The organism is Acinetobacter higginsii (genome assembly GCF_000369525.1).
Classification (GTDB): Bacteria; Pseudomonadota; Gammaproteobacteria; order Pseudomonadales; family Moraxellaceae; genus Acinetobacter; species Acinetobacter higginsii.
In genome coordinates this window covers 1,653,264-1,680,079 of sequence record NZ_KB850072.1, presented here as the reverse complement: position 1 = coordinate 1,680,079, position 26,816 = coordinate 1,653,264, and the positions used below count along the sequence as shown (strand labels likewise).

The following is a 26,816-nucleotide window of genomic DNA, read 5'->3' as shown; positions in this document are numbered from 1 at the left end:
ATCAGATATGACCAGCACTGTATTTTTAAAACGTATCTCTGATTTATATGATGAGTTTAAACAACATGATGCTCGACAGTCTGATCGTTTAAGACGCTACCGAAATATTGAAGCTGAGTCAGCTAAGCTACTTGCGATGTTGGTTCGTACTCAACGATCAAAACGGATTCTAGAAATTGGGACATCTACAGGCTATTCAACACTTTGGCTGGCGGAAGCAGGTAAAAGCGTCGGTGGGGCTGTACAAACCCTAGAAATTAATGCCTTTCGCAGTGCGCAAGCAAAAAAATATGCGGAAGAATTTGGCTTGGAGCCGTTTATTGATTTTTGGGTGGGAGATGCTGCTGATTATCTGGCCCAAGCGGTTGAACCTTATGATTTGATTCTACTGGATGCTGAACGTGGTAGTTATGTGAGCTACTGGCAAGACTTAAAGCGTTTATTGCAGTCTTCGGGAAGTACTTTAATTGTTGATAATGTCATTTCTCATGCAGCAGAGGTGAAGGAATTCCTCGAACTGATTAAAGATGATGAAGATTACATGAGTACCATTCTGCCGATTGGTGCAGGTTTATGTATGGTGGTGTTGAAGTGAATTGATTTTACTGTGATGGTGTAGTCGATATGCTTGAGGGCTACAGCCAATCACTTTATTAAATGCACGGGTGAAATTGGCAGGATTAGAATAACCCAGCTCATAGGCAATATGGGTAATGGTAAAGCTAGAATTTTCTAATAACTCAATCGCACGTTCAGTGCTGATCAGCTGTTTTAACGCTTGAAATTCAACCCCTTGTTGCTGCAAATAGCGTTGCAAGGTTTTAGTGGAAATATTTAAGACTTTGGCACATTCCATGAGTGTTGGGACTTGATTGGCTTGTCGTAACATCATGCTGACCCATTCAACAATTTCTCCTTGATGATAGATCTTCTGGATTTGTTCCTGACAGCGTTGTTCAACTATTTTTAAACTATGTGCATCTGCCAAAGGTAAGGGTAGTGCTAATTGTTGCTGATCAATCACTACGCGGATACCTGCAAGCCAGGTATAGTTAAAATGGAAATTGGCTTTCACCAAGGATAAATAACGCTCTTGATAGCTCGGCTCTGGAACACTCAAATAGACTTGGTAGCGTTGTAATTGCTGGCCTGCCAATTCTAATAGGCTGTAGTAGAACGCTACGGCAATCGCTTCAATATGAAAGGCCAAACATTGCTTATTCATCTGCAAAATTGGTTCAAATAACAGTTCAACTTTTTGTGAGCCTGTTGGAAACTGAATACTCAGCTTAAAACTGGGCATAATCAGTCTAAAATATTGTGCAATCAGCCTAAGTGCATGTTCTAGATTAGGACTGGTCATCAGTGCATAGCCGACGAGACTATGTGAGCTGAGCTTTATATTTTTACCCAGTTCAAAGGCCAAGTCTTGGGTATTGGGCAGACTTAAACCAATCTCAATGAATTGTTCAATTTGCCGAATCGATAATAATTCTGTTTTTGCCAGTTCTCGCTGCACAGCTATCAACAAATCATTATCGTATTGATGCGTACCGATTAAAATTTCAATCAGTCGTAAATAATAACGTGATGGAATAACTGGGATCTGCTGCTTTTGCACAAGAAAAACTCAGTAAAGTCTTAAAATGATAATAGCAAGTCTTAAAATGATAATATAGAGGACCGGTGAAGGGGCACAATCAATTCAAGCAAAACATTTTGTGTTTGATTGAGGAATTTCTAATGAATATGCATACTCAACTGGATGTCGAGCAAGCGACAACAACATTTAAGGATAAGAAACGTCATTTATGGCTATTGGGTTTGGCTGTACCGACCATTGCAATGGGTGGTTTGGCGGGTTATCAATTTGGCCCTAAAAAAACGAAAAAGTTCTTCGCTTCATTTGGGCCATTATTTATTCATGGCGTGATTCCAACATTAGATAAATTGATTGGTGAAGACACCGAAAACCCGCCATTAGATGCAATCGCAGATTTAGAAGCTGATCCCTATTACGCTAGAATTGTTAAACTTTTTATTCCTTTACAATACGCGACCAATATTTATGGGGCCTATTTAGCCAGTCGTAAAGACACCCCAGTTGCAGATCAAGTGTTATTGGGAACTTTGGTGGGCATGGTCAATGGAATTGCCATTAATACTGCACATGAACTGAGCCATAAGAGCGGACGTTTAGAGCATTATCTTTCGCATTTGGCTTTAGCACCCTCGGGTTATAACCATTTCCGTATTGAACACCCGTATGGACACCACCGTCGCGTTGCAACACCTGAAGATCCAGCATCTTCACAATTTGGCGAAAGCTTTTGGAGGTTTTTACCGCGTACTGTGATTGGCAGCTTTAAATCGGCGATCGAAATTGAGAAAAACCGTTTAGAACGTAAGAAACTGCCTTTCCTCTGTAAGGAAAATGAGTTAATTCATGGCTGGGCGATGTCTGCTGTATATCATGCCGCCATGTTTAGCAAGTTTGGTATGCATTCAGTCCCGTTCCAAGTCACGCAAGCAGCTTATGCGATTACCTTGTTTGAATCAGTAAATTATATTGAACATTATGGTTTAAAGCGTGCAAAGAAAGAAAATGGCCAATATGAACGGACTTTGCCAGAACATAGCTGGAATAATAATAATGTCGTGACCAATTTGTTCTTGTATCAATTACAACGTCATTCGGATCATCACGCCAATCCGACTCGAAGCTTTCAAACCTTACGTCACTTTCAAGATGCGCCGCAGTTACCCGCAGGTTATGGTGCCATGATTCTGCCAGCATTTATTCCATCTTGGTGGTCAAAAATTATGGATGATCGAGTGGTGCAACACTATAAAGGTAATTTGGACAGAATAAATGTCCATCCTGAAGCCAAACAGAAGATGTTAGAGAAATATGCTGAACAGCAAGATGCTGCTTAAAGCTGAAGTGAGATACAACGAAAATCAGCCCAATCGGGCTGATTTTTTGTTTTTTAAGCTGAAATACAGAGTCGTTTAAAATGCAGATCAAATTCTAGATATTTATGCACAAAGGCAGTTTTATCATTGGTGCGAAGTAAATTATTGTAGATAAACTCTGGAACGGGATGATAAAGCTCACCTGAGCCATTGCTATAGAAAATTTTTAAATAGCGTGAAGAAACATCATATTTCCAAGAGGTTACAACAACTGGTTTTTCCATATATTTGTCCCCATTTTGATTTGATCTTTTAGTACATGGTTAATAACTCTGGTGTTCTATTCTTTGACAGTACTCCAACTGTAACCGTCTGACAATTCATAAATGAAGCTTGCTATAAATTTATAAGTATAAGAATTGTAAAAAAATAGCTATAAATTTTGGGTGTGAAATAGGGCTTGGATTGATAAAAATAATCAATAAAAAACCACCCTAAAAAGGGTGGTTTCAAACCAATTGGTCTAATCTAAATAATTAGATTTTACCAACTAAGTCGATAGATGGAGCAAGCGTAGCTTCGCCTTCTTTCCATTTAGCTGGGCAAACTTCACCTGGGTGAGCGTGAACATATTGAGCAGCTTTAACTTTACGAAGAAGTTCAGAAGCATCACGACCGATACCACCAGCGTTGATTTCAACGATTTGGATTTTGCCTTCTGGATCGATTACGAAAGTACCACGGTCAGCAAGACCAGCAGCTTCGATTAATACGTCGAAGTTTTTAGAAAGTGTCCAAGTTGGGTCACCGATCAATGGGTATTGGATTTTACCAATAACTTCTGAAGTGTCGTGCCAAGCTTTGTGCGTGAAGTGAGTGTCAGTAGACACGCCATAGATTTCAACGCCTAATTTTTGGAATTCAGCATAGTTGTCAGCAAGGTCGCCTAACTCAGTTGGACATACGAAAGTGAAGTCAGCTGGGTAGAAGAATACAACAGACCATTTGCCTTTAAGATCAGCTTCAGATACGTCAACAAATTGACCGTTGTGGTACGCAGTTGCTTTAAATGGTTTAACTTCAGTATTAATTAAGCTCATCATTGTCTCCATGATTGAGGTTTTATTGAGAGGCTAACGCCTTACTTGTTTACGTGGTCAAGAATAAATAATTTTTAGTTATTGGGGAAATAGTATTTTTACATGACTAAAATCGGAAAATTGAATAACTCAATAAAAACGACTTTCACCCAAGAATATCTGTCCTATTTGACTGCATCGAGATGAAGCAAACATGACAAAAGATCCAGAACTAATGTGCATAACAACATGAAGTCTACGCCATCAAAATTCAAGGGTAAAATTGAAAAAATCTAAAATTATATAAAAAACGGAGATATACGATTAAATATTCGACGTGTATCTGTTTCATTTAGAAAGCTATCTGGTCGTGATCCTGAGTTGTTGAGATAGATTTACAAAAGAAAAAACTCGAATGCGATAAGGAGAATAGTAATTAGTTTGATGAGATTATTGATTTGTTGCTATAAAAATACAGGGTTTATTTGGCAGGAGTGAAGGAATGGAATCATATAACGGTCTAGTCAATGTTACACAAGCAAAAAATTATCTCCCAAAAGAGGGCGCAATATTTATTCCAAATTGTCAGGCAGTTGATTTATTCTCATGTTTGATGATTGTATTGGATGCAAAACAAAGTCAGCACGAAATAAGAGAAGGCGCTATTTTCGTCCCCAAAGTATTAAAAGGAAAAGGTTATCAGCACTGGTTACAGGTCTCGACTTTTCTTAATCTTGTCGTTGATATTGATCCAAACCAAGTCAGTGAATCAAAATTAAGGTCTATTTTTATTGTTTCAGCCTCGGATGAGTAATGATTTAACTTAATTCAAGACCTGAATTTTTACTGATAAGCCTCAGTGGTGGCTAATGTCTAGAAAAGCTTTCTTTGCATAGCAAGGGTTTAAGGCGTAAAATAGTCGATTATTTAATTTTTCAGGAAAGCTGTTCAGTGCAGAGTCATTTAAATGTAGATCAATTGGTTATGGCTCGTGACCGTCACCGTTTAAATCGACTGCGCAAAGATAAAAAAACAGAAACAGCGGAAATTGAAAAACTATTTGAACAGTCTAACCATAAAGTCAAAAAACGCTTAGCGCGTATTCCCAAGATCAAGCTGAATCAAGACCTGCCTGTCACTCAATACGCAGATCGTTTAATTGAGGCGATTCAAAAGCATCAGGTGATTATTGTTGCTGGTGAAACGGGTTCAGGTAAAACCACACAGCTTCCACAAATCGTGATGCTGGCAGGTCGTGGACTCACGGGGATGATTGGTCATACTCAGCCACGTCGATTGGCTGCTCGAAGTGTCTCACAACGTATTGCGGAAGAAGTGGGCGAGAAGCTTGGTGAATCAATTGGCTTTAAGATTCGTTTTAATGAACAAGGCTCGCAAGACTCAATCGTCCGTTTGATGACCGATGGTATTTTATTGGCTGAATTGACCAATGACCGTTTTTTATCAAAATACGATACCATCATTATTGATGAAGCACATGAACGTTCACTCAATATTGACTTCATTATGGGCTATCTCAAGCAGCTTTTGCCAAAACGCCCTGATTTAAAAGTCATCGTGACCTCGGCGACTCTGGATGTAAACCGTTTTAGCCAGTATTTTTATGACGCGCCTATTTTTGAAGTAGAAGGCCGTAGTTTTCCTGTTGAACTACGTTATCGTCCAATCTCTGAGCTAAGTATTGTCGGTAGTGATGACGACGAGTTTGATGATTTTGAAGAAAATCTACCACGTGCAGTGGTGCAGGCAGTAGAAGAGTGTTTTGCCGATGCTGAAGCAAAAGGTCATCCTGAATATGCGGATATTTTAATTTTTGCCAGTACCGAGCAGGAAATCCGTGAATTACAGGAAACGCTGCAAAAATATGGTCCTCGTCATACTGAGGTATTGCCTTTATATGCGCGTTTGGCTCTAGCAGAACAGCAAAAGATTTTTAGTCCAAGTGGCAAAGGTCGACGCATTATTATTGCGACCAACGTGGCTGAAACTGCATTGACGGTTCCGAATATTCGCTATGTGATTGACAGCGGTTTTGCTCGTATCTCGCGTTATAACTACCGTTCTCGGGTACAGCGCTTACCGATTGAAGCGATTTCACAAGCTGCAGCCAACCAGCGTAAAGGCCGCTGTGGTCGTATTGCTGCGGGTGTATGTATTCGTCTATACAGTGAAGAAGACTTTTTAAGTCGTCCTGAGTTTACTGAACCTGAAATTAAACGGACCAACTTAGCCTCTGTTATTTTGCAAATGCAAAGCTTGGGTTTAGGTAATCTAGAAGATTTTGATTTTATTGAGCCACCTGATTTCCGTTTGGTGAATGACGGACGTAAGCTCTTGGTTGAGTTAGGTGCATTAACAGAGAAAAAAGCCCCTCTTTCTCAAAGAGGGGTTGGGGGAGATTCATCTATAGATAATCCCCCTCAATCCCCCTTTACTAAAGGGGGAAGTCGAGATAGCTTAACCAAAGTCGGTCAAATGATGGCGCGTATGCCAATTGACCCACGTTTAGCACGTATGTTGGTTGGCGGGGCTCATTTTGGTGTGCTCAAAGAAACTCTGATTATTGTCAGTGCCTTAGCCATTCAAGATCCACGTGAACGTCCTGCGGATAAGCAAATGCAGGCCGATCAAAAACATGCCTTGTTTAAAGAAGCAGACTCAGATTTTTTATTCTATTTAAAACTTTGGAATACGCTGCAAACCAGTCCCGAAACACAAACTGAAAATAAGCGTCGTCAATTTGCACGTCAGCACTTTTTAAGTTGGTTACGCCTTCGTGAGTGGAAGCAAACCCATCAGCAATTGGTTGAATTGGCAGAGGGTTTAAAACTTAGTTTTAATGAAAAATCAGCCAACTATGAAAACCTACATCGTGCCTTACTCACGGGCTTACTTTCATTTATTGCAAATAAAACCGATGAACGTAATACCTTTATGGCAGTGCGCCAACAGAAGGCTAAAGTTTTTCCTGCCAGTACCTTACACAAGACCAATACCGCTTGGGTCATGGCATTTGAGATGGTGGAAACCTCACAAGTGTATTTACGGACTTTGGCAAAAATTGATCCTGAATGGATTCTATTGGCTGCGCGTGATTTATTGAAATATCACTATTTTGAACCACATTGGTCGAAAAAAGCGGGTATTGTTAATGCTTATGCGCAGATCTCTCTGTTTGGTTTGATTATTGAGCCGAAAAGATTAATCAATTTTGAAAAAGTGGACCAACCTGCGGCACATGAAATCTTTTTACGTGATGCATTAACAACTGGTAATTTAGGTATTACGCCGCCATTTTTAAAACATAACTTACTCAAACTTGAAGAAGTTGAACGGGTTGAAGATAAATTACGTCGCCGTGATTTGGTGGTGGATGAAGAGACCATTTACCAGTTCTATGCAGAGAAAGTGCCAGAAGAAATTGCCAGTCGCAGCAGTTTTGAAGATTGGCGTGCAACCATTGAGTCAGAGCATCCGCGCTATTTATTTGTAGATGATGATGCGTTATGGATGAATGATCGTCCAACGACGCAACAATTCCCAGATTATTTGCATAATGGACAACTGCGACTTGCTGCCAGCTATCGTTTTGACCCGAGCCATGATGAAGATGGTGCAACCGTTAAAATTCCAGTGCAGGCTTTACCGCAAGTGGATGAAAATCAGTGGTCATGGGGCATTCCAGGGTGGCGTCAGGATTTAATTGAAGCCTTATTAAAAGCATTACCAAAAGACAAGCGTCGCAATTTGGTGCCGATCCCAGATACAGCGAAAAAGCTCATGCAGGGGATTGATGCAGTTCATCTGCGTGAACATTTATTTAGCTATTTGGCGTTTGCTTTACGCGGTGAGCAGATTACGGAAAAAGATTTTTCTTTTGAGCGCATTGATCAGTATCTGATACCGTTTATCAAAGTGGTAGATGAAAAAGGCAAGTTGATCGCACAAGGGCGTGATCTGGATGAGTTGAAAGCACGTTGTCGGGTAGAAACTCATCGTCCAGTGAAACAGCAACAAGGTGAGTTCCAGATCTTCCCTGAAAATTTTGTATTCGAAGCATCGCAAAAAGTAACAGGTGTTGTGATCAAGCAGTATCAAGCTTTGGTACCAACCAAGTCATTTGCTGAGCTTGAAGCCAAAGATGAATCTGGCGTGGTGATTCAAACCTTTAATGATCAGGATGAAGCGATTAAGCAACATCGAGAAGGGGTGATTCGCTTGGTGCATATGCAGCTAGGGGATTTAATCCGTCAATTGAAAAAGCAGATTTCTAAACCTTTGGCTCTCGCTTATTCACCGTTGGGTGATCGTGCCAAGCTAGAACAAATGCTGGTCTATGCAACCTTACAAGTTTCAATTCAAGAGCTACCAAAAAATGCGGCCGAGTTTCAACAGTTACTCACTGAAACTAAAAAGCAATTTTTAGCAAATGGTCAACAGACATTAAGTGATTTAACTGAAATATTTACTCAATGGCAGCAGATTCGCCGTGAGTTATTGGTGTTGGATCAGACCATCTTTGGTCGAAGTGTCGATGACATTGAAGATCAACTTGATTTAATGTCATTAGCAAACTTTGTTTATAGCCGTCCTGCTGAAATTTGGCAGGAATACCCGCGTTATTTAAAAGCATTGCTATTGCGTTTAGATCGGTTGCCCAATAATCTACAACGAGACCTTGCTGCAATTGATGATGTCGATCCATGGATGGACAAAGTATTTAAATTTAAAAATGATCCTAAAATCAAAGAACTGTATTTGATGTTGGAAGAATTCAGAATTTCTTTGTTTTCTCAGCCGATGAAAACAAAGCTGCCTATTTCACCAACTAGATTACAAAAACTATGGGATCGATTAGCAATCGGTTAAACTGAGAAATATGAAAGTTAGAAGCATTCTTTACAGGAGTTTTACATGGGCATCCGTATAACAGGTACAGGTTTATTCCACCCAACCGAATCTATTTCCAATGAAGAGTTGGTTGAAAGTTTAAATGCTTATGTAGAACAGTATAACCAAGATAACGCAGCGCAAATTGAAGCTGGCGAAATTGAAGCACTTCGTGGTTCAAGCCCTGAATTTATTGAGAAAGCATCGGGTATTCAACGCCGTTATGTGGTCGAAAAATCAGGTATTCTTGATCCGACACGTTTACGTCCGCGCTTGCAAGAGCGTAGTAATGATGAACTTTCACTTCAAGCAGAGTGGGGTGTTATTGCTGCTAAGCAGGCGATGGAAAATGCAGGTGTTACCGCAGAAGATATCGACGTTGTAATTTTGGCATGTTCAAATATGCAACGTGCCTACCCAGCAGTTGCGATTGAAATCCAGTCTGCATTAGGCATTCAAGGCTATGCCTATGACATGAATGTGGCATGTTCTGCTGCAACGTTTGGTTTGAAACAAGCCTATGATGCAGTGAAATGTGGCGCACGTCGTGTGCTCTTGCTCAATGTTGAAATTACATCAGGTCATTTAGACTATCGTACACGTGATGCACACTTTATCTTTGGTGATGTTGCGACAGCATCAATTATTGAAGAAACTGAAACCAAATCGGGTTATGAAATCTTAGATATCCATTTGTTTACCCAGTTCTCAAATAATATCCGTAACAATTTTGGTTTCTTAAACCGTAGTGAAGATGCAGTTGTTGACGACAAGTTATTCCGTCAAGATGGGCGTAAAGTCTTTAAAGAAGTTTGTCCACTAGTTGCGAAAATCATTACCGCACAATTGGAAAAACTTGAATTAAGCGCTGAACAAATCAAACGTTTCTGGTTGCACCAAGCTAATGCCAATATGAATGAACTGATTTTGAAATTGGTTGTCGGTAAAGAGGCTGATTTAGAGCGTGCACCGATCATTTTGGATGAGTTTGCCAATACCTCATCTGCAGGTGTGATTATTGCGATGCATCGTACTGGTGAGCAGGTCAATGATGGTGAATATGCCGTGATCTCTTCATTCGGTGCTGGTTATTCTGTCGGTTCGATTGTAGTACAAAAGCATATTGCTTAAGCTTTTGTTCTAATCATAAAAAACACCACAATTGTGGTGTTTTTTATTGCTCATTAAAAGTTAAGCTTCAATCGCTTGAACTGCAATTTTCTTGGCAGGATCGACTTTACGGCGTACTGCTGGAACAGGTTCACCATGGTATTGGCGATCAGCAAAGTAGCTAGAGCGAACCATTGGTGCAGACCAGATATTTCTAAAACCAAGTTTACGACCATGCTCAGCATAACGCTCGAATTCTTCTGGCGTTACAAAGCGGTCAATCGGCGCATGTTGCTTAGATGGCTGTAGATATTGACCAATGGTAATGTAGTCAACATCATGTGCTCTAAGGTCATCGAGCAGGGCAATCACTTCTTCTTCAGTTTCACCGATACCGACCATCAAACCACATTTGGTTGGGACATCAGGGCAGTATTCTTTAAACATTTTTAACAGCGTTAAAGAGTGCTGATAATCAGAACCTGGACGCATCGCTTTATACAAACGTGGCACAGTTTCAATGTTGTGGTTGAATACATCTGGCGGACATTCAGTCATGATGCGTAAGGCAATATCCATACGACCACGGAAGTCAGGTACTAGAATTTCCAATAAGGTTTTTGGGCTTAATGCACGGGCTTCTTTGATACAATCAACGAAGTGTTGCGCACCACCATCCAAAAGGTCGTCACGGTCAACCGAGGTAATCACGGCATATTTGAGGCCGAGATTGGAAATGGTTTCTGCCATGTGGCGTGGTTCATCTGGATCTAGAGCATTTGGGCGACCATGTGCAACGTCACAGAATGGACAGCGACGTGTACAGATATCACCCATGATCATGAAGGTTGCTGTACCACCACCGAAACATTCTGGTAGGTTTGGGCAAGCCGCTTCTTCACATACGGTATGCAGTTTTTGCGAGCGCAAGGTTGTTTTGATACGCTGAACTTCTTCTGGAGCGGTCATCTTGACTCGAATCCAGTCAGGTTTGCGAGGTACTTCAACCGTAGGGATAACTTTTACAGGAATTCTCGCGACTTTTTCCGCGCCACGAAGTTTTATACCCTGTTCAGGTTTACGGTGTTCAGACATATAATTTCTACAGCCTTTGACTTGAGATATCCTGTTATTATAGTCAAATTTACCGTAATAAAGCATGAAAAGTGGTATTCATTTTGAAAATGTAAATATATAAAAATATATAGTTGTGAAATACATCATCTGGCTGCATATTGGTTATCATATATATAGCAAAACGGTTAAGAGACAAAGGAGCTTTGAATGCCACGTAAGAAAGAGGTCGTTGGTGGGAATATTGTCAAATATGATGCAGTAATTCTCGGTTCTGGCCCAGCTGGTGAAGGCGCGGCAATGAAGCTTGCAAAAGCAGGTAAGCGTGTTGCAATCGTTGATGTTCGTGATCAACTCGGTGGTAACTGCGCACACGTAGGCACAATTCCAAGTAAAGCTTTACGTCAAACAGTTTCAAGTATTATTCGTTATCAACGTGACCCAATGTTTCAAAAAGTAGGTGAGTGGAAACAATTCACCATGAAACAGGTACTACGTAATGCGCATAAAGTCATTCAACAGCAGGTTGATACGCATACACGTTTTTATGATCGCAATAAAATCGAAGTTTTCCACGGTCGCGCGTATATCCAAGATAAAAACACCGTACTGATTTTTGGTCAGGATGGCATCAAAGATACCATTATTTGCAAGCAAATCGTGATTGCAACAGGTAGCCGTCCATACCAACCGAAAGGTTTAGATTTCAATCATCCGCGCGTATTTGATTCGGACAAGATTCTTGATCTTGATTATTCTATCCAAAAAATCATCATTTATGGTGCGGGCGTAATTGGTTGCGAATACGCTTCTATTTTTATTGGACTCGATCATAAAGTTGATTTGATCAATACCCAGCAAAAGCTTTTAAGCTACCTTGATGATGAAATTGCCGATGCATTGTCATATCACTTACGTGAACAAGGCGTATTGATTCGTCACAATGAGCAAATTGATCGTTTAGAAACTTTTGATGATCATGTGGTCTTACATTTACTCAGCGGTAAGAAGATCAAGGCAGATGCGATCTTATGGTGTAATGGCCGTTCAGGTAATACCGATGGTCTAGGCTTGGAAAATGTGGGCTTAGTACCGAATGGTCGTGGTCAATTGATGGTGAATGATCAATATCAAACTGAAGCTGAAAATATTTATGCTGCAGGTGATGTGATTGGTTGGCCATCATTGGCGTCAGCTGCGTATGACCAAGGTCGTTGCGCAGGTGCAAACATGGTAGGCGAAAAGAATGTGAAGCCAATCCGTGATGTACCAACAGGTATTTATACCATTCCAGAGATTTCTTCAATTGGTAAGACTGAGCAAGAACTGACTGAAGAGAAAGTACCATATGAAGTGGGGCAAGCATCTTTCCGTCATTTGGCACGTGCACAGATTACTGGTGATACTGTGGGTGAATTAAAGATTCTGTTCAATCGTGATACTTTGGAAGTCTTGGGTATTCACTGTTTTGGTAACAATGCAGCAGAGATTATTCACATTGGGCAAGTGGTGATGCACAGTCCAAACAATACCTTGAAGTATTTCGTAGAAACGACATTCAACTATCCAACCATGGCTGAAGCCTATCGTGTTGCGGCTTTGAATGGTATGAATCGACTATTCTAAATGTGATAGACGTTGTATGATCAAAATGCCAATCAATTCGATTGGCATTTTGCTATTTTGCGTCTGATAAAAGGTAAGTATGAAAACTCAAAAAAATAATCTGATCATTATTGCGATCATTGTGTTGATTGCAGCTTATTTTGGCTTTGATTTAAAGCAAAAACAAAATACAAATAGTCATTCACCGACTACAAATAACAATATGTCTGTAGATGATCAGCACAAGATCATGCAAGCCTATCAGCAGCAGCGAAGTAATGTGCAAGTTCAAGCACAAGGTGTTGTGAAAGCGATTTTGCCAGATGACAATGAGGGTTCAAGACATCAGAAAATGATTCTTAAACTGAAGAATGGTTTAACAGTATTGATCGCACACAACATTGATTTAGCCCCAAGAGTCGAAGGGTTGAAAAAAGGTGATACAGTTGAGTTTTTTGGTGAATATGAATACAGCCAAAAAGGTGGTGTCATTCATTGGACTCATCATGATCCGCGTGGAAAACACATCGATGGTTGGTTGAAATACCAAGGGAAAATCTATCAATAACAGTTTCCCTTGGCTGGTTGCTTGCAAGATGTGCGCTAAATTAGCTTGTAAGCGCTGATTTTTGACGAATTTTCCATTTAGGTAGGACTTTAGCTAAATAAGCGTCCATGCACCATACAGGGCCAATCAGAAGGAATTGTAAATCTTTAAAGAATGAAGGTTTCTTGCCCTCAACTTTATGCCCATAAAATTGTCCAATCCACGCGATCACAAAAACACCGATATAGAATCCAACACCCACAGGTAGGATTACAATTAGCCATGCCATGACGGCTAATAAAGCAGCCATTGCAATTGCAAGTACGATGTCTAGACGTGCATAAAACACCAAAGTTAAAACTAGCAATAGCGCGGTGAGTAAGGTGCTAAAGTGCGCCAGAATCCCAATAATAGAAAATAGAATGGCAGGAACACAGACCCAGTGGATTTTTTTGTTGGTTTGGTTTTGGTGGCTGTCACTATATTCATCAAACCATTCGTCAATCGATTTCACAGCGCGCTCCTTGCAGTATTCATTTTTATTTATTCAATATACCGAAGAATAGGATAGGGCGTAAAGCATTAACAAATGTAATAGATAAAAATAAAAAAGCCGCAATAAGCGGCTTTTCAGTTATGGTCTTAATGATTAAGAATTAGGACCATCAACACGTTCAATGCTCACATTGCCCGTACCTGAACTAGACATACCAAGTTGCTTTGCAGCGCCATAAGATAAATCTAATACACGGTTACCATGAAATGGACCACGATCGTTAACTTTTACAACAACACTTTTGCCATTGTCTTTGTTTGTTACACGGATATAACAGTTCAAAGGAAGGCTACGGTGAGCAGCAGTCATAGCATTCATATCGAATGTTTCACCGCTTGCTGTTTTGCGACCATGGAATTGACGACCATACCATGATGCAACGCCACTTTGGCTGAATTTACGAACGGTGTTCGAAGCAACAGTATTCAGTTTTTCAATCACTGAAGGCTCTTCTGCTGGGATATCGATCTTAGCAGCGATCGTTTGGCGACGTACTTTGTCACCTGAACTCTCAGTGATTGAAAGACTATTAACGTTTGAAAAACGAGAATTAAAATTTTGAGAATCTTTGCTTAGTACGCGGGCAGCCAAGTTAGAACCTTCAACATCATTGGTTAATGATGAAGACTGTACCATTTCAGCATGTAACGGGCTTAAACTTAAGCCTGCCGTCAGCGCTATAATATATTTTAGCGAAAACTGCATTGTATAAACTCCTAGAGAACATGCTTTTCTATTTCAATAAAAACACCTTGAAATATAGTGCACATGTCTAATTATTCACTTTTGCAATTACTTTATCTTGCGGCGATAATATTCATCACTTACGAAGTGTGTCTAGTCCTTAACGATAAATAGTTACAAAAAGGGCAAAAACTTACAGTTTCTGATTAAAAAATAATCAATATTGTAACAACTTATAAATTTTGCTGATTAAGTGTACTTTTTTAATAAAAAATTTATTGACTTTTCATAATGTTGTAAAAAAGCTAGCCTATCGGCTAGCTACTTCGGTGCCTAATAACCATACAGCAGTTGCATACATGCGACTCTTGTTGTAGGTCGTAATGACTTGGAAATTTGGATAAGTAATATAGTAAATTGGACCAAATTGGTCTTGTAATTGAATAACATTGACTAAATCAAGATCATCAATTTTTACCAAAGGGTCAATTGGTGCGACTCCCAATTTTTTCAATTCACCATAAGGAACTGGCTGGGTCAAATCTTTAGCAATCACGCTATCTGGATTGTTACCTAAGTAGCGAGCAGGGAAGCCAATTGGACGATCTCGCTGCCAACCGTGTTGAGCTAAATAGTTGGCAATTGAACCAATTGCATCAGCAGCAGAGTTTCTTAAATCGATATGTCCGTTACCATCGTAATCCACGCCTAATTTTTGAATATTGCTTGGCATGAATTGCGGGTAACCAATCGCACCTGCATAAGAACCCACGATACTGTTGGTTGGATAGCCTTCTTTATATGTCCATGAAATTAATGCAGCCAATTCATCGCTAAAGTAGTCAGCACGACGAGGGTAACCAAAGGCAAGCGTTGCTAAGGCGTCTCTAGTGATGAAAGAGCCTTTATTGGCACCATAGCCCGTTTCTACACCTAAAATGCCGAGAATCACTGATTTAGGCACACCATACTGCTGTTCAGCACGATTCAGTACGTCTTCATATTGGCTTTTAAAACGTGCACCACGTTGAATGGTACCTTCAACTAAAAACATTGAACGATATTGATACCAAGGTTTACTTTCACCAGGGCGAGTCATGATGTTCAAAATATTAGGTAAATTACGCGCACCGCTCATCGCAGCATCGATTTGTTCGCTGCTTAAGCCGTAGGTTGTCATTGCCTTTTGTTTGAAAGCAAAGTAATTGGGGTGATTGTAAAATTCATTTGCTTGTGCCCAATTACTGCTCAAGAATAAACCAGCACTTAAAGTTAAAAATTTAAAAGTTTTATTCAAAGTAGGAAGAAACATAAGTTTATAAAATTCCTCATTATCGATGTGTATGAATAGACATAACCAGTCCAAAAGTTGACATAAGGGTAATAATTGCAGTTCCGCCATAACTCATGAACGGCAAAGGCACACCTACTACAGGTAAAATACCACTGACCATGCCTGCATTTACAAATACATAAACAAAAAATGACAAACCAAAGGCACCAGCAACCAAACGACCATAGTTATGAAAGCTTTGTAAGCCAATCTGGAATGTTCTAAAAATAATTGCACAATAGAGAAGAATCAGCAGTGTAACGCCAATCAAGCCAAATTCTTCTGAATAGGCGGCAATAATAAAGTCAGTATGACCTTCAGGTAAAAAGTGTAAGTGGGATTGAGTTCCCTCTAAAAAGCCTTTACCTGAAAAGCCACCAGAACCGATTGCAGTTTTAGACTGAATAATGTTCCAACCTGTACCTAGAGCATCAGCTTCTGGGTTAAATAAAGTCAAAACACGTTGGCGCTGATAGTCGTGTAGTAAAAATTCCCATGCGATCGGAATAATGACACCTGCTACACCCGCTGCACCTGCAATCAATTTCCATGATAAGCCACTGAGGAAAAGCACGAAAATCCCACTGGCGAGTACCAATAAGGAGGTGCCTAAGTCGGGTTGTTCAGCAATGAGGAGAAAAGGCACCACAATCAGCAATAAAGACAGAATGACTTGTGAGAAGCTTGGCGGCAGAGCTTTACGTGACAAGAACCACGCTACCATCATCGGCATACCAATTTTCATAAACTCACTGGGTTGCACGCTACCAAAGCCGGGGATGTCAATCCAACGCTGAGCACCCATACGAACTTCACCAAAAATCACCACTGCAAGCAGCGACAGCACTCCAAATACATAAAAGTAGGGAGAAAATGCTTGATACACTTTTGGTGGGATCTGAGCCAAACTAAACATGACCACGAAACCGATACCAAAGCTCATGGCTTGTTTACTTACAAGCCCAACGTCTTGTGCAGATGCACTATATAAGACCGTGAGCCCTAGTATGGCATTGAGAATCAGAAATAGACAAAGCCATGGGTCGATATGCAGTTGTTGCCAACGAGAAGGCTGATTGGCTGTGCTCAAGCCATCACGAGGTGCTTGACGTAAAAATTTGTATTGCGGGCTTGGAGACATGCGATTCTAAATCAGGTAAATCAACGCTTCGCGAATGCTAACATAAACGCTGATTTAGACAATGCAAATTTAGAAATTGTGACATTTATAAGAGATTAATTTGGCATAAAAAAAGCGACGATTTGGCAATCGTCGCTTTCTCAGCATTCTAGGCTTATTTTTGTACCAAAAGTTGGTCGAAGTGTTTGGTAAAGACTTCAAGTTCCACTTGGCTTAAGCTAGGAATCAATTTCTTAATCACGATATGAACAGCAGTTTCTACACCACTGGTCGCAACGCTGGCTACGCCACGTTTCACCATACCCAGACCAAGTGTTTTGTTGAATTCAGTCATAAAGTGATGGATGAGGGCATCAGCAAAAGATTTAAACTGCTTTGTTAAAGCATCACGTTGTTCTTTACCGTTTCCAGCAGCAACTTCTGCAAAACTCTTTTTCATCTCTGCAACAAGGCTATCTGGTAATACAGTACCGATACGTTGCTTACCTTCATTATCAATGAATAAGCTCTTTTCCATGAATGCTAATGATTCAAGCACTTGTTCATTTGAAGCTTTACCTAATAGCTGCTTCATCAAGGTTTCAACAATGCCGCGAATTTTAATTGCAAGACCTTCAGTCGTATCACGTTTGTCACTTGGTGGAAATTGTTGAACCAAGTGAACCAACATAGTGTCAATTAACTCATCAGTTAGCTGTAGAGAAATTTTGTCGCGTAAAGGGTATTGAGGCTCTTTACTGTCACGGTTGGCTTGTGCAAGTTGAATGTCCTGACTCAAACTTGCTGACGGAAGAATCCCGAAATAACTGGTCATTGAAGAACGTCCTCTATATCAAATTTATTCGTTTTATTGTCGTGCCAAGCGAATTGGCTCGGGCATCCATGACAAATCTGATACTCGGCATGGGTTAATATCCAAGCCCCCACGGCGAGTATAAGTTGCATAGACCATCAGTTTTTCTGGTTTTAACAGTTGCCAAATATCCGCAAATATTTGCTCAACACATTGTTCATGGAAACCATTATGCTGACGGTACGAGATAATATAAGCTAAAATGCTGCGATAACAAGGTTTTTTACCTTGCAAACGAATAAAAACCGTGCCCCAGTCGGGCTGACCCGTCACTGGACAGTTGCTTCTCAATAAATGTGAATACAGCTCGATTTCAACTTCATCTTCTACAGATGTATCTAACTGCAATAAAGTCGAATCAGGATGTTCTGATAAACGCTCAGGAATGAGATCGTCAATACAGATCCCTTTAGGTTTAGAAATCTCTAAATCATCAACTTGGAACAGTTGTAATTCAACTTTTGCACCCGCAGCATTGGATAAATCACGCTCAACGGTTTCAACAAAGGCTTGCTGAGACTCAAATTGGGTGAAGTTCATGCTGTTGAAATAAAGTTTAAGTGACTTTGATTCAATTAAATTGGGTGAGTGAGCTGGTAGGGTCAAACGACCAATAGCCACTTGCGGTAAACCGAAGCTGTTCAGCCATGAAATTTCAAATACATGCCACCAGTCTTTACCCTGCGTAATTCCGTCAACATGTAAATACTGTTGACGTGACTCGGCACGAGCAATCGGAAATAAAACATCGGGTTGATATTGAGTTGGGTATTGGGTGTCTTTACCCAATAAAGAATGTTCAACACTCATTCACGCATTCCTGAACCACGAGCTAATAAATGATAGGCAATTGCATAGAGGACAACACAGCATAGCGTCACAATGCCTAAAGAGAAGGATACATTGACATCACTATGGCCTAAGATACCGTAACGGAAGGCATTGACCATATATACAATTGGATTAACTAAAGAGACGTTTTGCCAAAATGGACTGAGTGCACTAATGGCATAGAACACACCACCTAAATAGGTGAGTGGTGTCAATACGAAAGTCGGGATAATTGAAATATCATCGAAGGACTTGGCATAGACCGCATTGATGAAACCGCCTAATGAAAATAATAATGAAGTAATGATGACGGTATATATAGTCACAAATACATTATAAATTTCTAAGTGAGTAAAGAATAGGCTCATTATCGTGACGATTAAACCGACCAACACCCCACGGCTAACACCACCAATCACATAACCCCATAAGATTAAGTGTAAGGGTACTGGGCTCATAATGAGTTCTTCAATACTTTTCTGGAATTTGGCACTAAAGAAACTTGAGGAAACGTTAGCATAGCTGTTGGTGATCACGGCCATCATAATTAAACCGGGCACAATAAACTGCATATAGCTAAAGCCGCCCATTTCACCTATACGTGAGCCGACCAAGTTGCCAAAAATCACGAAGTACAAACTCATGGTAATTGCTGGTGGAAGTAAGGTTTGTGGCCAAATACGCATAAAGCGACGAATTTCTTTAACCACTAAAGTCCAGAGCGCGGTTTGTAATTGACTGAAATTCATTGATCCGCTCCTGCAAGATTTTTCTCGACCATTTTCACGAACAATTCTTCTAAGCGATTCGATTTATTACGCATACTGCTGACTTGGATATTCTGTGACTGTAACAGCAAGAACAGGTCATTCATGCTATGCGCTTTATCCATTGTCACTTCTAGGGTAACTGGATCAATCAGATTAAATTTAAAACCGATAATATTCAGGTCAAAAGTTTCGATTGGCTCGGCTAAATCACAGATAAACGATTCTTCATTCAGTTGATTAAGGAAACCTTTCATCGAGGTATCTTCTTTAATCACACCGCGGTCAATGATTGCGATGCGACGGCACAGCATTTCTGCTTCTTCTAAATAGTGTGTTGTGAGAATGATGGATGTGCCATTTTCATTCATTTCGGTGAGGAAGTCCCACATCGAACGACGTAACTCAATATCAACGCCAGCTGTCGGTTCATCGAGGATCAGCAGTTTAGGTTCATGCATCATCGCACGTGCAATCATCAAACGGCGTTTCATACCACCAGAGAGCATACGCGATTGAATATTACGTTTTTCCCATAAGCCAAGCTTTTCTAAATAATGTTCAGCACGTTGTTCGGCCAATTTTTTCGGAATGCCGTAATAACCCGCTTGGGTCACTAAAATATCGAAAGTTTTTTCGAATTGACCAAAGTTAAATTCTTGAGGAACAACACCAAGACATTGTTTTGCATGTGAGGGATGGGTATCTAAGTTATGCCCAAAAATCTCAACTGAACCAGATGTTTTTTTGGTTAAAGAGCTGATGATACCAATCGTTGTCGATTTTCCTGCACCATTAGGTCCTAATAATGCATAGAATTCACCTTCAGGTACGGTAAGGTCGATCCCTTTTAACGCCTGAAAACCATTACGATAAGTTTTGGACAAACCGCTCAACACCAAAGCATCAGTCATAAACGTCTCACGTTGTTAAATAGAACGGGTATTTTGAGCGATATGAAAAAATAAACCAAGTAGAAAAATAGGTTTATGGCGTGTTAAAAACAGAACGATTATAAAAAATAAGAGGGTATAGCGAAGGGAGGGAGATGCAATGGTGCGCTCAGCGGGACTCGAACCCACGCCACAGGCTTCGGAGACCTGTACTCTATCCAGTTGAGCTATGAGCGCATATATGCGTGCCACATCATAGGCAAAAAATACAGGCAGGTAAATATATACCTTTCAATAAAGGTACTTCTTGTTTATTAAAACATCAATTTTATTCTCAACTTATCGAGATTCTGCATATTCAACTATAAATGCTGCACTGAATAATTGATCAACTTTAAAGTTTGATTCAGTTGAGCCGGTGGAATCCGTGATTCTTGCAAGGACGTAATCCATTGCATTTGGCAGGCCTTCAGTTGTTGTAAAGAACTAATCGACTGAATTTTCTGTATCAACGGACGCGCCATCAGACCGCAATAGGTCGTGAGTGTTTGAATCATGACTTGCTGGATTTCAACAAAAGGTAATTTTTCTAACTCAAGTATTTCAGGTTCGATTTCTGGTTTTAGTTCAACCTCAATCGGTTTTGGTGCGATTGTTTCTTGTGCTGTAACGGGCTCTGATGTTGTTTTGAGATCATGAGCTTTTAGTTCGGGCACTAGATTTTCTTTTTGAACAATAGGTGTTGCTTGTTCAGCCAGTAGACCCATATCAATCAGTTGTTGAACCAGTTCAGTCGGTGCAATCCTTTCCTTATAGTCTTGATCCAGCTCTTTAAAATCTTCATGATCAATTAAAAGTAGTAGACGACGTTGACGTGCAGTCAATGCAATACTACGTTCTTGTAGGGCAGTTTGCCCAAGCTCGGTTTTAAAAAAATGTGACATCTCTTAATCTCCCCCAAATCAAGATCTAGACGGAGATTAAGATAAGGTTAAAAAATGACAATAATGTTAACAATTTATTAAATATCATTGCCTTGTTAAAAGTAAGTGGCAAATAAGCTAAAAATTGAGAACTTTATCCCTTATTTCACTCATTTAGTTTCTAAGGCTTTGCGTAAATACGGGTCAAGATCATCCTGACGCATTAGCCATTGAATGTAATCAGCAGGGAGGTCCTGAATGGCAGTACCTTTATGCTTACCAAAAGTAATGCTTTTAGGAATACGGGCGTCTTCAGAAGCAAGATAAAGTTGTTCAATATTTTGAATGTTAAGCTGATGAATAATATGCATCAGAATGTTGGCGGTTAAGATAATGTCTGCATCGGCTCGATGTGCACCTTTCAACATTTCCCGTGCTTTATCACTACCTTTTGAAATCAAATAAATCAGAGCAGAAATATTATGTGCCTCTGCATCTTCCCAAACACGGCGGGCTAAAGCCAAGGTACAAATCGGTTTTAACTTTGAGGTGTCTACGCCACAACGTGCAATTGCGGCAATATCATAATCAACATTGTGGCCAATAATATAAGTGGTCTGAGCAGGAAGTTGAAACTCATTATAAAATGGTTGGTCAATTAGATCTGATTCTAAAATATGGTGTACCGCCATCGCAGCAAATGAAATGGGCTGGCCAACTTGATAAAGCTGATCAAAAATTTGTTTTTTATAGAGACTGAGTTTGCCATTTTCAATTTCAATCGGGGCATAGGCAATTTCAATCGGCAAACCATTCAGTGTATGTGTTTCAGTATCTAAGATGATTGCTTGCATAAAACTAACCTAGCTTGAGTTGAGTGTGCGAATATCTTACAAGAAATTCATAGTCAGCAGTGCTGAATGAAGGGGATGCGATTTAATTTTCTAGTTATCAAAAAGAGTTTGAATAAATAAACAGCAAAATAAAAAAATACTTGAACAATTTGATATTAAGCGCATCCTTATGGAAGTAATTGCCTTAGTAAAAGAAATACTAAGCACTAAAATGAAAACGATAATAATCAGGGAAACATGACATGAATATGAAATTATTAACGGTTGCACTGCTGAGCTCAAGTGTGTTGCTTACAGCTTGTAATGATGATGACGACAATATTTCGTTTGTACCTAAGCCACAAATTCCAGAAAATAATATTAAAAATCCAGTGGTGGGTATTCCTGTCGCTTATACCAAAACAGATTTTAGCGCCGTGGCTGCTGAAAGTTCGGTCATGACGTATAAAATGCTAGGACAAAATGGTAAAGAGACCATGGCAACCAGTTTATTGTTTGTCCCTGGTGGACCAACGCCAGCAGGTGGCTGGAAAATTGTTGCTTGGGCGCATGGTACAACAGGGGTTGCAGATCAATGTGCACCGAGTCGTAATGAGACTAATCCTGCTATTAAAGATATGATTAGCCAATTTCTGGCAGCCGGTTATGTGGTGGTTGCACCTGACTATGAGGGTTTAGGAGAGCCAAGTGGTCGCGAACTTCATCCTTTCTTGAATGTTAAAAGTGAGGCATATTCAATTACCGATGCAGTGGTTGCTGCACGCTATTATTTAGCAGGGCAAGGTAAACTGCTTTCACGTCAATGGATGACCGTTGGGCACTCTCAAGGTGGGCAAGCCGCATTAGGTGCAGCTCAATATCAAAGTCGTGCTAAGCTTGACTATAAAGGGACGATTGCTGTTGCACCTGCCTCTAATTTAGCTGCGATTTTAGTCAATGGTAATGCGTCAGTTGAGAATGCACCTTTAGCGCAAAAAATTGCGATGTACGCACAGTTAGATACATATACTGCATTGATCACAGCTGGGCTTAGAAATAGTGCGCCTGCTTTAACTTATCGAGATGTATTTAAAGTTCCTACAGATGATGTGGCAAGTAAAGCTGAAAGCTTATGCGCTAGTGGCGACAAAAGTTTAGGGCAGGCTTTTGTCCAAAGTATGGGGATTTATGCTGCAAGCCATAATAATAGTCTAGATGGTTACCCGCGAACTCAAACTAACTTTATGGGAATTCCTGTGATAAAAACATTCTTGGATACAGATTCCCAGCCAGCTCAAGTGAAGTTGAATCAACCTGTCACTATTTATCAGGGCGACAAAGATACAACTGTTCCTAAAGCTGTAACAGATGTGTTGGTCACAACTGCTCAAAATAAAGGATCAAAAATCCAATATATTACCAATGCAGAGTGGGACCATAGTACTGCCTATGAGGCGAATATTGTGAATATTGTGGATGATGTAAAAACGAAAATGCCTGCCAATAATTAAGAGACCAGAGGAGCCCGATTTTCCGTTTTGAGAAGATTGGGCTTTTTCAATTTTAGCCTCTAATATATAAAAATGTATAAAAAATAGCTTGTTGATTTTGGCTTATCAAAACCATTGCTAGGAATGAATAAAATTCACGAATAATTAAATAAATATCAATCTGTGAAACCATAAACTTCGTGCTACAATATGCACCAATCTTTAGCACGGCTTAAAAGCCCTAATATATAGGACCCTCCGCTAATGTTTGCCAATATTTCTATTGCTGAATTTGATCCAGAATTAGCTCAAGCGATTGCTTCTGAAGGCGTACGCCAAGAAGCGCATATTGAGTTAATCGCATCTGAAAACTATTGCTCACCAGCTGTAATGGAAGCACAGGGATCAAAACTTACGAATAAATATGCAGAAGGCTATCCTGGCAAACGCTACTACGGCGGTTGTGAATATGTGGATGTGATTGAACAACTTGCGATTGATCGCGCTAAAGAGTTGTTTGGTGCTGACTATGCAAACGTTCAACCACATGCGGGTTCACAAGCAAACTCTGCGGTTTATCTCGCGCTTCTTAACCCAGGTGATACTGTTCTTGGTATGAGCTTGGCTCACGGTGGTCACTTGACTCACGGTGCTAAAGTAAGCTTCTCTGGTAAAACCTATAACGCTGTTCAGTATGGTTTGAATACTGAAACTGGCGAAATTGATTATGAAGAAGTAGAGCGTTTAGCGTTGGAACACAAGCCACGCATGATCGTTGCTGGTTTCTCTGCTTATAGCCAAATCGTTGATTGGCAGCGTTTCCGTGACATCGCAGACAAAGTAGGTGCATACCTTTTTGTTGATATGGCGCATGTTGCTGGTTTAGTTGCTGCTGGTGTTTATCCTAACCCAGTGCAAATTGCAGACGTAACGACAACAACGACGCATAAAACACTTCGTGGTCCACGTTCTGGTTTAATCCTTGCGAAAGCAAATGAAGAAATCGAAAAGAAACTTCAATCAGCTGTATTCCCAGGCAACCAAGGTGGTCCTTTGATGCATGCAATTGCTGCTAAAGCAATCTGTTTCAAAGAAGCAATGTCTGATGAGTTTAAAACTTACCAACAACAAGTGGTGAAAAATGCTCAAGCTATGGCTGAAGTATTAATTTCACGTGGTTTTGATGTTGTTTCTGGTGGTACAGAAAACCATTTATTCTTATTGTCTTTGATTAAACAAGACGTAACGGGTAAAGAGGTTGATGCTTGGTTAGGTGCAGCTCATATTACAGTAAACAAAAATGCGGTTCCAAATGATCCACGTTCTCCGTTCGTAACTTCTGGTATTCGTATTGGTACGCCAGCAGTGACGACTCGCGGTTTCGGTGAAGCTGAAGTACGTGAGCTTGCAGGTTGGATCGCTGACGTGATCGACAGCAAAGGTGACGAGAAAGTTATCGCTGACGTAAAAGCTAAAGTTGAAGCTGTTTGTGCAAAATTCCCAGTATATGCAAACTAATTTGTATATCTAAAAAAGCGCCGTAAGGCGCTTTTTTTATGGATAAAGAAAACCTAAAAGTATCAATCATTCCAATTTCACAGCATCAAATTGGTGCTTTCTTTTTAAAAGCGCACCTAGAACAATCTAAAAATGATCATTTTAGTATTACGAATATGGAAAATCGTATTACTAAACTGGCATGTCTTTTGCTTCATACAATACAGATAAAGTTGTCTAGGGTTCCGATGTGTCCGTAGGGAGACATGACTGGTCCGAGAGATAACGGTTCGATAGAACTACACGGAGGGATAAAAGCCCGGGAGGACAGGCATATCGCCATAACGAGGTTAAGCATCCGCAAGAGGTTTGTTATGAATCAATCGTTCTATCACGACAATAAAATACTGTGGGAAGAAACACTACCGGGTGGGCATCACTGGTCTGGTCGCATTCAACGTGGTGCAGTTTTGCAGTTTGAAGCACTGGAACATCGTGCCAATGTGTCTTTGTTCTGTGTCAATGCCGATGACAAGTTGGAGCGCTTTAATATGCCGGATAGTTTGAAAGCACAACATACGGCTTTTCTCTCGACAGGGCATGTTTTGTATTCTGATTTGGGTCGTGTGATGGCCTCCATTGTTCAAGATCAACATGGCTGGAATGATGTGTTTTGTGGTCCGAGTACGGCACAGCATATTGCACAACATTTTGGTCAGAAAAACTTTCAGGATGCTCGTAATGACATGCATCAAAATGGTCTAGATAGTTTATTGGTGGAATTGACCAAGTTTGGTCTAGGCCAAGCGGATTTGAGTGCGACGGTAAATTTATTTTCAAAAGTCCAGCCTGATGATCATGGCCGATTAAGCTACATCACAGACGATAATCAAAATCAAAAGATTGAACTGCGCTTTGAAATGGATTGTCTCGTATTTCTTTCTGCGGCACCACATCCACTCGATTCATCTGCACCTTATCAACCTGCCGATATCCAACTTCGTCTTTTCAAAGCCAATGCCTTAACTGAACAGGATGTCTGTCGGGATTCATGTGCTCAAAATCAACGTGGTTTTGCCAATAACACACGCTATTACGCATTGTCGAACTAAGATGGGGAGCGAGAAAATGACAGCATCAGCAAAGATAGAACAGATTGTTTTAGATGAGATTTGTCTTGCAGGCGAAGCGTGGATGGGTGAGGTGAAGCAAGGTCAGTACTTCCGCATTATTGATCTGGAAGGCAACCAAGCCGTTGATACCTTATTTATCAGTGCCAACAATGCCGAAGAGCGCTATAGCGCAACCGATACCTTGGCACAAAATCAGCAGCTTTATCTGGAAAAAGGCACAACCTTATTTAGTAATTTTGCCCGCCCAATTGCCACTATTATCGATGACAATTGCGGCAGACATGACACCTTAGGTGGGGCATGTTCATGTGAAAGCAATACGGTACGTTATGCACACGATAAATATTCGATGCACAGTTGCCGTAATAATTTTATGTACGCCTTGGCACAGCATCCGATTGCCAAAAAGCATCAGCTCAATGTCCGTCATATTGGACCCAATATTAACTTTTTTATGAATGTACCAGTAACCGCTGAAGGTCATTTAAAGTTTGAAGATGGGGTGTCTGCACCGGGTAAATATGTGGAGATCAAAGCGGAAATGGATCTGATCATTCTGATTTCGAATTGTCCGCAATTGAATAATCCTTGTAATGCCTATAACCCGACCAAAATTCAACTTGTTATACGTGACGCGTGA

At 40.3% G+C, this 26,816-nt stretch carries 25 protein-coding genes, 1 tRNA gene and 1 riboswitch; of the genes, 11 read left to right on the top strand and 15 right to left on the bottom strand.

Going from position 1 to position 26,816, the window contains the following annotated elements:
* Positions 1–7 precede the first annotated feature (7 nt).
* Positions 8–595 carry an O-methyltransferase gene (locus tag F902_RS14075; protein ID WP_005204419.1) on the top strand — a complete coding sequence of 196 codons (588 nt, stop codon included), beginning with the start codon at positions 8–10 and terminating at the stop codon, positions 593–595.
* On the opposite strand, the gene F902_RS14070 is transcribed toward F902_RS14075, so the two are convergent.
* Entirely contained in the window at positions 572–1,621 is a 1,050-nt protein-coding gene (locus tag F902_RS14070; RefSeq protein WP_005204418.1) for an AraC family transcriptional regulator, read from the bottom strand. The genes F902_RS14075 and F902_RS14070 overlap by 24 nt on opposite strands.
* Before the next feature lie 122 nt (positions 1,622–1,743).
* Between F902_RS14070 and F902_RS14065 the strand changes: the two genes are divergently transcribed.
* Positions 1,744–2,937 carry an alkane 1-monooxygenase gene (locus F902_RS14065; RefSeq protein ID WP_005204417.1) on the top strand — a complete coding sequence of 398 codons (1,194 nt, stop codon included), beginning with the start codon at positions 1,744–1,746 and terminating at the stop codon, positions 2,935–2,937.
* Between the two features lie 53 nt (positions 2,938–2,990).
* Here the strand turns inward: F902_RS14065 and F902_RS14060 are convergent, their stop codons facing one another.
* Positions 2,991–3,200 carry a KTSC domain-containing protein gene (locus tag F902_RS14060; protein WP_005204416.1) on the bottom strand — a complete coding sequence of 70 codons (210 nt, stop codon included), beginning with the start codon at positions 3,198–3,200 and terminating at the stop codon, positions 2,991–2,993.
* Positions 3,201–3,452: 252 nt separating this feature from the next.
* Positions 3,453–4,016 carry an alkyl hydroperoxide reductase subunit C gene (gene ahpC / locus F902_RS14055; RefSeq protein WP_004654049.1) on the bottom strand — a complete coding sequence of 188 codons (564 nt, stop codon included), beginning with the start codon at positions 4,014–4,016 and terminating at the stop codon, positions 3,453–3,455.
* Positions 4,017–4,497: 481 nt separating this feature from the next.
* Here ahpC and F902_RS14050 point away from each other — a divergent pair, with 481 nt between their 5' ends.
* The 3 genes from F902_RS14050 (at position 4,498) to F902_RS14040 (ending at position 10,037) form a co-directional block, all read left to right on the top strand.
* Positions 4,498–4,809: a hypothetical protein gene (locus tag F902_RS14050; RefSeq protein WP_005204415.1), complete on the top strand. Its 312-nt coding sequence runs from the start codon at positions 4,498–4,500 to the stop codon at positions 4,807–4,809.
* A gap of 137 nt (positions 4,810–4,946) precedes the next feature.
* Positions 4,947–8,885: an ATP-dependent RNA helicase HrpA gene (gene hrpA / locus F902_RS14045; RefSeq protein ID WP_005204406.1), complete on the top strand. Its 3,939-nt coding sequence runs from the start codon at positions 4,947–4,949 to the stop codon at positions 8,883–8,885.
* Between the two features lie 45 nt (positions 8,886–8,930).
* On the top strand, positions 8,931–10,037 hold the full coding sequence (locus F902_RS14040; protein WP_004806370.1) for a beta-ketoacyl-ACP synthase III: 1,107 nt from the start codon (positions 8,931–8,933) through the stop codon (positions 10,035–10,037).
* A gap of 60 nt (positions 10,038–10,097) precedes the next feature.
* On the opposite strand, the gene lipA is transcribed toward F902_RS14040, so the two are convergent.
* A complete protein-coding gene (gene lipA / locus F902_RS14035) occupies positions 10,098–11,111 on the bottom strand; it encodes a lipoyl synthase (RefSeq protein ID WP_016539771.1) in 1,014 nt (337 codons plus the stop codon).
* A 189-nt stretch (positions 11,112–11,300) separates the two neighbouring features.
* On the opposite strand from lipA, the gene sthA reads away from it, so the two are divergent.
* Together sthA and F902_RS14025 are read left to right on the top strand one after the other, a co-directional pair.
* Positions 11,301–12,716: a Si-specific NAD(P)(+) transhydrogenase gene (sthA, locus tag F902_RS14030; RefSeq protein WP_004806376.1), complete on the top strand. Its 1,416-nt coding sequence runs from the start codon at positions 11,301–11,303 to the stop codon at positions 12,714–12,716.
* A gap of 79 nt (positions 12,717–12,795) precedes the next feature.
* Positions 12,796–13,263, top strand: coding sequence for a DUF3465 domain-containing protein (locus F902_RS14025; RefSeq protein WP_005204404.1), 468 nt, complete (start codon positions 12,796–12,798; stop codon positions 13,261–13,263).
* Between the two features lie 40 nt (positions 13,264–13,303).
* Here F902_RS14025 and F902_RS14020 read toward each other — a convergent pair whose 3' ends face one another.
* The 11 genes from F902_RS14020 to F902_RS13970 form a co-directional block, all read right to left on the bottom strand.
* The gene (locus F902_RS14020) at positions 13,304–13,756 is read right to left on the bottom strand and encodes an Mpo1 family 2-hydroxy fatty acid dioxygenase (protein ID WP_005204402.1); all 453 of its coding nucleotides are present in this window, start codon (positions 13,754–13,756) and stop codon (positions 13,304–13,306) included.
* Positions 13,757–13,891: 135 nt separating this feature from the next.
* A complete protein-coding gene (locus F902_RS14015; protein ID WP_005204400.1) occupies positions 13,892–14,503 on the bottom strand; it encodes a septal ring lytic transglycosylase RlpA family protein in 612 nt (203 codons plus the stop codon).
* A gap of 289 nt (positions 14,504–14,792) precedes the next feature.
* A complete protein-coding gene (mltB, locus tag F902_RS14010; protein WP_005204399.1) occupies positions 14,793–15,794 on the bottom strand; it encodes a lytic murein transglycosylase B in 1,002 nt (333 codons plus the stop codon).
* A gap of 19 nt (positions 15,795–15,813) precedes the next feature.
* Complete coding sequence (rodA, locus tag F902_RS14005) at positions 15,814–16,956, bottom strand: rod shape-determining protein RodA (RefSeq protein ID WP_004806385.1); 1,143 nt, start codon at positions 16,954–16,956, stop codon at positions 15,814–15,816.
* A 154-nt stretch (positions 16,957–17,110) separates the two neighbouring features.
* Positions 17,111–17,770 (bottom strand): hypothetical protein, encoded by a 660-nt coding sequence (locus F902_RS14000; protein ID WP_005204398.1) that lies wholly within the window; start codon positions 17,768–17,770, stop codon positions 17,111–17,113.
* A gap of 33 nt (positions 17,771–17,803) precedes the next feature.
* On the bottom strand, positions 17,804–18,619 hold the full coding sequence (gene queF / locus F902_RS13995; protein ID WP_005204397.1) for an NADPH-dependent 7-cyano-7-deazaguanine reductase QueF: 816 nt from the start codon (positions 18,617–18,619) through the stop codon (positions 17,804–17,806).
* A complete protein-coding gene (locus tag F902_RS13990; RefSeq protein ID WP_004654025.1) occupies positions 18,616–19,389 on the bottom strand; it encodes an ABC transporter permease in 774 nt (257 codons plus the stop codon). The genes queF and F902_RS13990 overlap by 4 nt, the downstream gene beginning before the upstream one ends.
* A complete protein-coding gene (locus F902_RS13985; RefSeq protein ID WP_005204396.1) occupies positions 19,386–20,321 on the bottom strand; it encodes an ABC transporter ATP-binding protein in 936 nt (311 codons plus the stop codon). The genes F902_RS13990 and F902_RS13985 overlap by 4 nt, the downstream gene beginning before the upstream one ends.
* A 140-nt stretch (positions 20,322–20,461) precedes the next feature.
* Positions 20,462–20,537 (bottom strand) — tRNA-Arg (locus F902_RS13980).
* Positions 20,538–20,662: 125 nt separating this feature from the next.
* On the bottom strand, positions 20,663–21,244 hold the full coding sequence (locus F902_RS13975; protein ID WP_005204395.1) for a hypothetical protein: 582 nt from the start codon (positions 21,242–21,244) through the stop codon (positions 20,663–20,665).
* 149 nt (positions 21,245–21,393) lie between these two features.
* Complete coding sequence (locus F902_RS13970; RefSeq protein WP_005204394.1) at positions 21,394–22,077, bottom strand: putative quorum-sensing-regulated virulence factor; 684 nt, start codon at positions 22,075–22,077, stop codon at positions 21,394–21,396.
* Positions 22,078–22,319: 242 nt separating this feature from the next.
* Here F902_RS13970 and F902_RS13965 point away from each other — a divergent pair, with 242 nt between their 5' ends.
* The 4 genes from F902_RS13965 to F902_RS13945 all read left to right on the top strand — a co-directional run bounded on the left by F902_RS13965 (position 22,320) and on the right by F902_RS13945 (position 26,816).
* Entirely contained in the window at positions 22,320–23,567 is a 1,248-nt protein-coding gene (locus F902_RS13965; protein WP_005204393.1) for an alpha/beta hydrolase, read from the top strand.
* Positions 23,568–23,810: 243 nt separating this feature from the next.
* Positions 23,811–25,064 (top strand): serine hydroxymethyltransferase, encoded by a 1,254-nt coding sequence (glyA, locus tag F902_RS13960; protein WP_005187674.1) that lies wholly within the window; start codon positions 23,811–23,813, stop codon positions 25,062–25,064.
* 205 nt (positions 25,065–25,269) lie between these two features.
* Positions 25,270–25,371, top strand: a riboswitch (guanidine-I (ykkC/yxkD leader).
* 46 nt (positions 25,372–25,417) lie between these two features.
* On the top strand, positions 25,418–26,155 hold the full coding sequence (locus F902_RS13950; RefSeq protein WP_005204390.1) for an urea amidolyase associated protein UAAP1: 738 nt from the start codon (positions 25,418–25,420) through the stop codon (positions 26,153–26,155).
* A gap of 16 nt (positions 26,156–26,171) precedes the next feature.
* On the top strand, positions 26,172–26,816 hold the full coding sequence (locus F902_RS13945) for an urea amidolyase associated protein UAAP2 (protein ID WP_005204389.1): 645 nt from the start codon (positions 26,172–26,174) through the stop codon (positions 26,814–26,816).

What these genes read in the sequence shown, in the direction of transcription:
- F902_RS14075 (WP_005204419.1), top strand. Translation starts at nt 8, where the DNA reads ATGACCAGCACTGTATTTTTAAAACGTATCTCTGATTTATATGATGAG.
- F902_RS14065 (WP_005204417.1), top strand. Translation starts at nt 1,744, where the DNA reads ATGAATATGCATACTCAACTGGATGTCGAGCAAGCGACAACAACATTT.
- F902_RS14060 (WP_005204416.1), bottom strand. Translation starts at nt 3,200, where the DNA reads ATGGAAAAACCAGTTGTTGTAACCTCTTGGAAATATGATGTTTCTTCA.
- ahpC (WP_004654049.1), bottom strand. Translation starts at nt 4,016, where the DNA reads ATGAGCTTAATTAATACTGAAGTTAAACCATTTAAAGCAACTGCGTAC.
- F902_RS14050 (WP_005204415.1), top strand. Translation starts at nt 4,498, where the DNA reads ATGGAATCATATAACGGTCTAGTCAATGTTACACAAGCAAAAAATTAT.
- F902_RS14040 (WP_004806370.1), top strand. Translation starts at nt 8,931, where the DNA reads ATGGGCATCCGTATAACAGGTACAGGTTTATTCCACCCAACCGAATCT.
- lipA (WP_016539771.1), bottom strand. Translation starts at nt 11,111, where the DNA reads ATGTCTGAACACCGTAAACCTGAACAGGGTATAAAACTTCGTGGCGCG.
- sthA (WP_004806376.1), top strand. Translation starts at nt 11,301, where the DNA reads ATGCCACGTAAGAAAGAGGTCGTTGGTGGGAATATTGTCAAATATGAT.
- F902_RS14025 (WP_005204404.1), top strand. Translation starts at nt 12,796, where the DNA reads ATGAAAACTCAAAAAAATAATCTGATCATTATTGCGATCATTGTGTTG.
- F902_RS14015 (WP_005204400.1), bottom strand. Translation starts at nt 14,503, where the DNA reads ATGCAGTTTTCGCTAAAATATATTATAGCGCTGACGGCAGGCTTAAGT.
- mltB (WP_005204399.1), bottom strand. Translation starts at nt 15,794, where the DNA reads ATGTTTCTTCCTACTTTGAATAAAACTTTTAAATTTTTAACTTTAAGT.
- rodA (WP_004806385.1), bottom strand. Translation starts at nt 16,956, where the DNA reads ATGTCTCCAAGCCCGCAATACAAATTTTTACGTCAAGCACCTCGTGAT.
- F902_RS14000 (WP_005204398.1), bottom strand. Translation starts at nt 17,770, where the DNA reads ATGACCAGTTATTTCGGGATTCTTCCGTCAGCAAGTTTGAGTCAGGAC.
- queF (WP_005204397.1), bottom strand. Translation starts at nt 18,619, where the DNA reads ATGAGTGTTGAACATTCTTTATTGGGTAAAGACACCCAATACCCAACT.
- F902_RS13990 (WP_004654025.1), bottom strand. Translation starts at nt 19,389, where the DNA reads ATGAATTTCAGTCAATTACAAACCGCGCTCTGGACTTTAGTGGTTAAA.
- F902_RS13985 (WP_005204396.1), bottom strand. Translation starts at nt 20,321, where the DNA reads ATGACTGATGCTTTGGTGTTGAGCGGTTTGTCCAAAACTTATCGTAAT.
- F902_RS13975 (WP_005204395.1), bottom strand. Translation starts at nt 21,244, where the DNA reads ATGTCACATTTTTTTAAAACCGAGCTTGGGCAAACTGCCCTACAAGAA.
- F902_RS13970 (WP_005204394.1), bottom strand. Translation starts at nt 22,077, where the DNA reads ATGCAAGCAATCATCTTAGATACTGAAACACATACACTGAATGGTTTG.
- F902_RS13965 (WP_005204393.1), top strand. Translation starts at nt 22,320, where the DNA reads ATGAATATGAAATTATTAACGGTTGCACTGCTGAGCTCAAGTGTGTTG.
- glyA (WP_005187674.1), top strand. Translation starts at nt 23,811, where the DNA reads ATGTTTGCCAATATTTCTATTGCTGAATTTGATCCAGAATTAGCTCAA.
- F902_RS13950 (WP_005204390.1), top strand. Translation starts at nt 25,418, where the DNA reads ATGAATCAATCGTTCTATCACGACAATAAAATACTGTGGGAAGAAACA.
- F902_RS13945 (WP_005204389.1), top strand. Translation starts at nt 26,172, where the DNA reads ATGACAGCATCAGCAAAGATAGAACAGATTGTTTTAGATGAGATTTGT.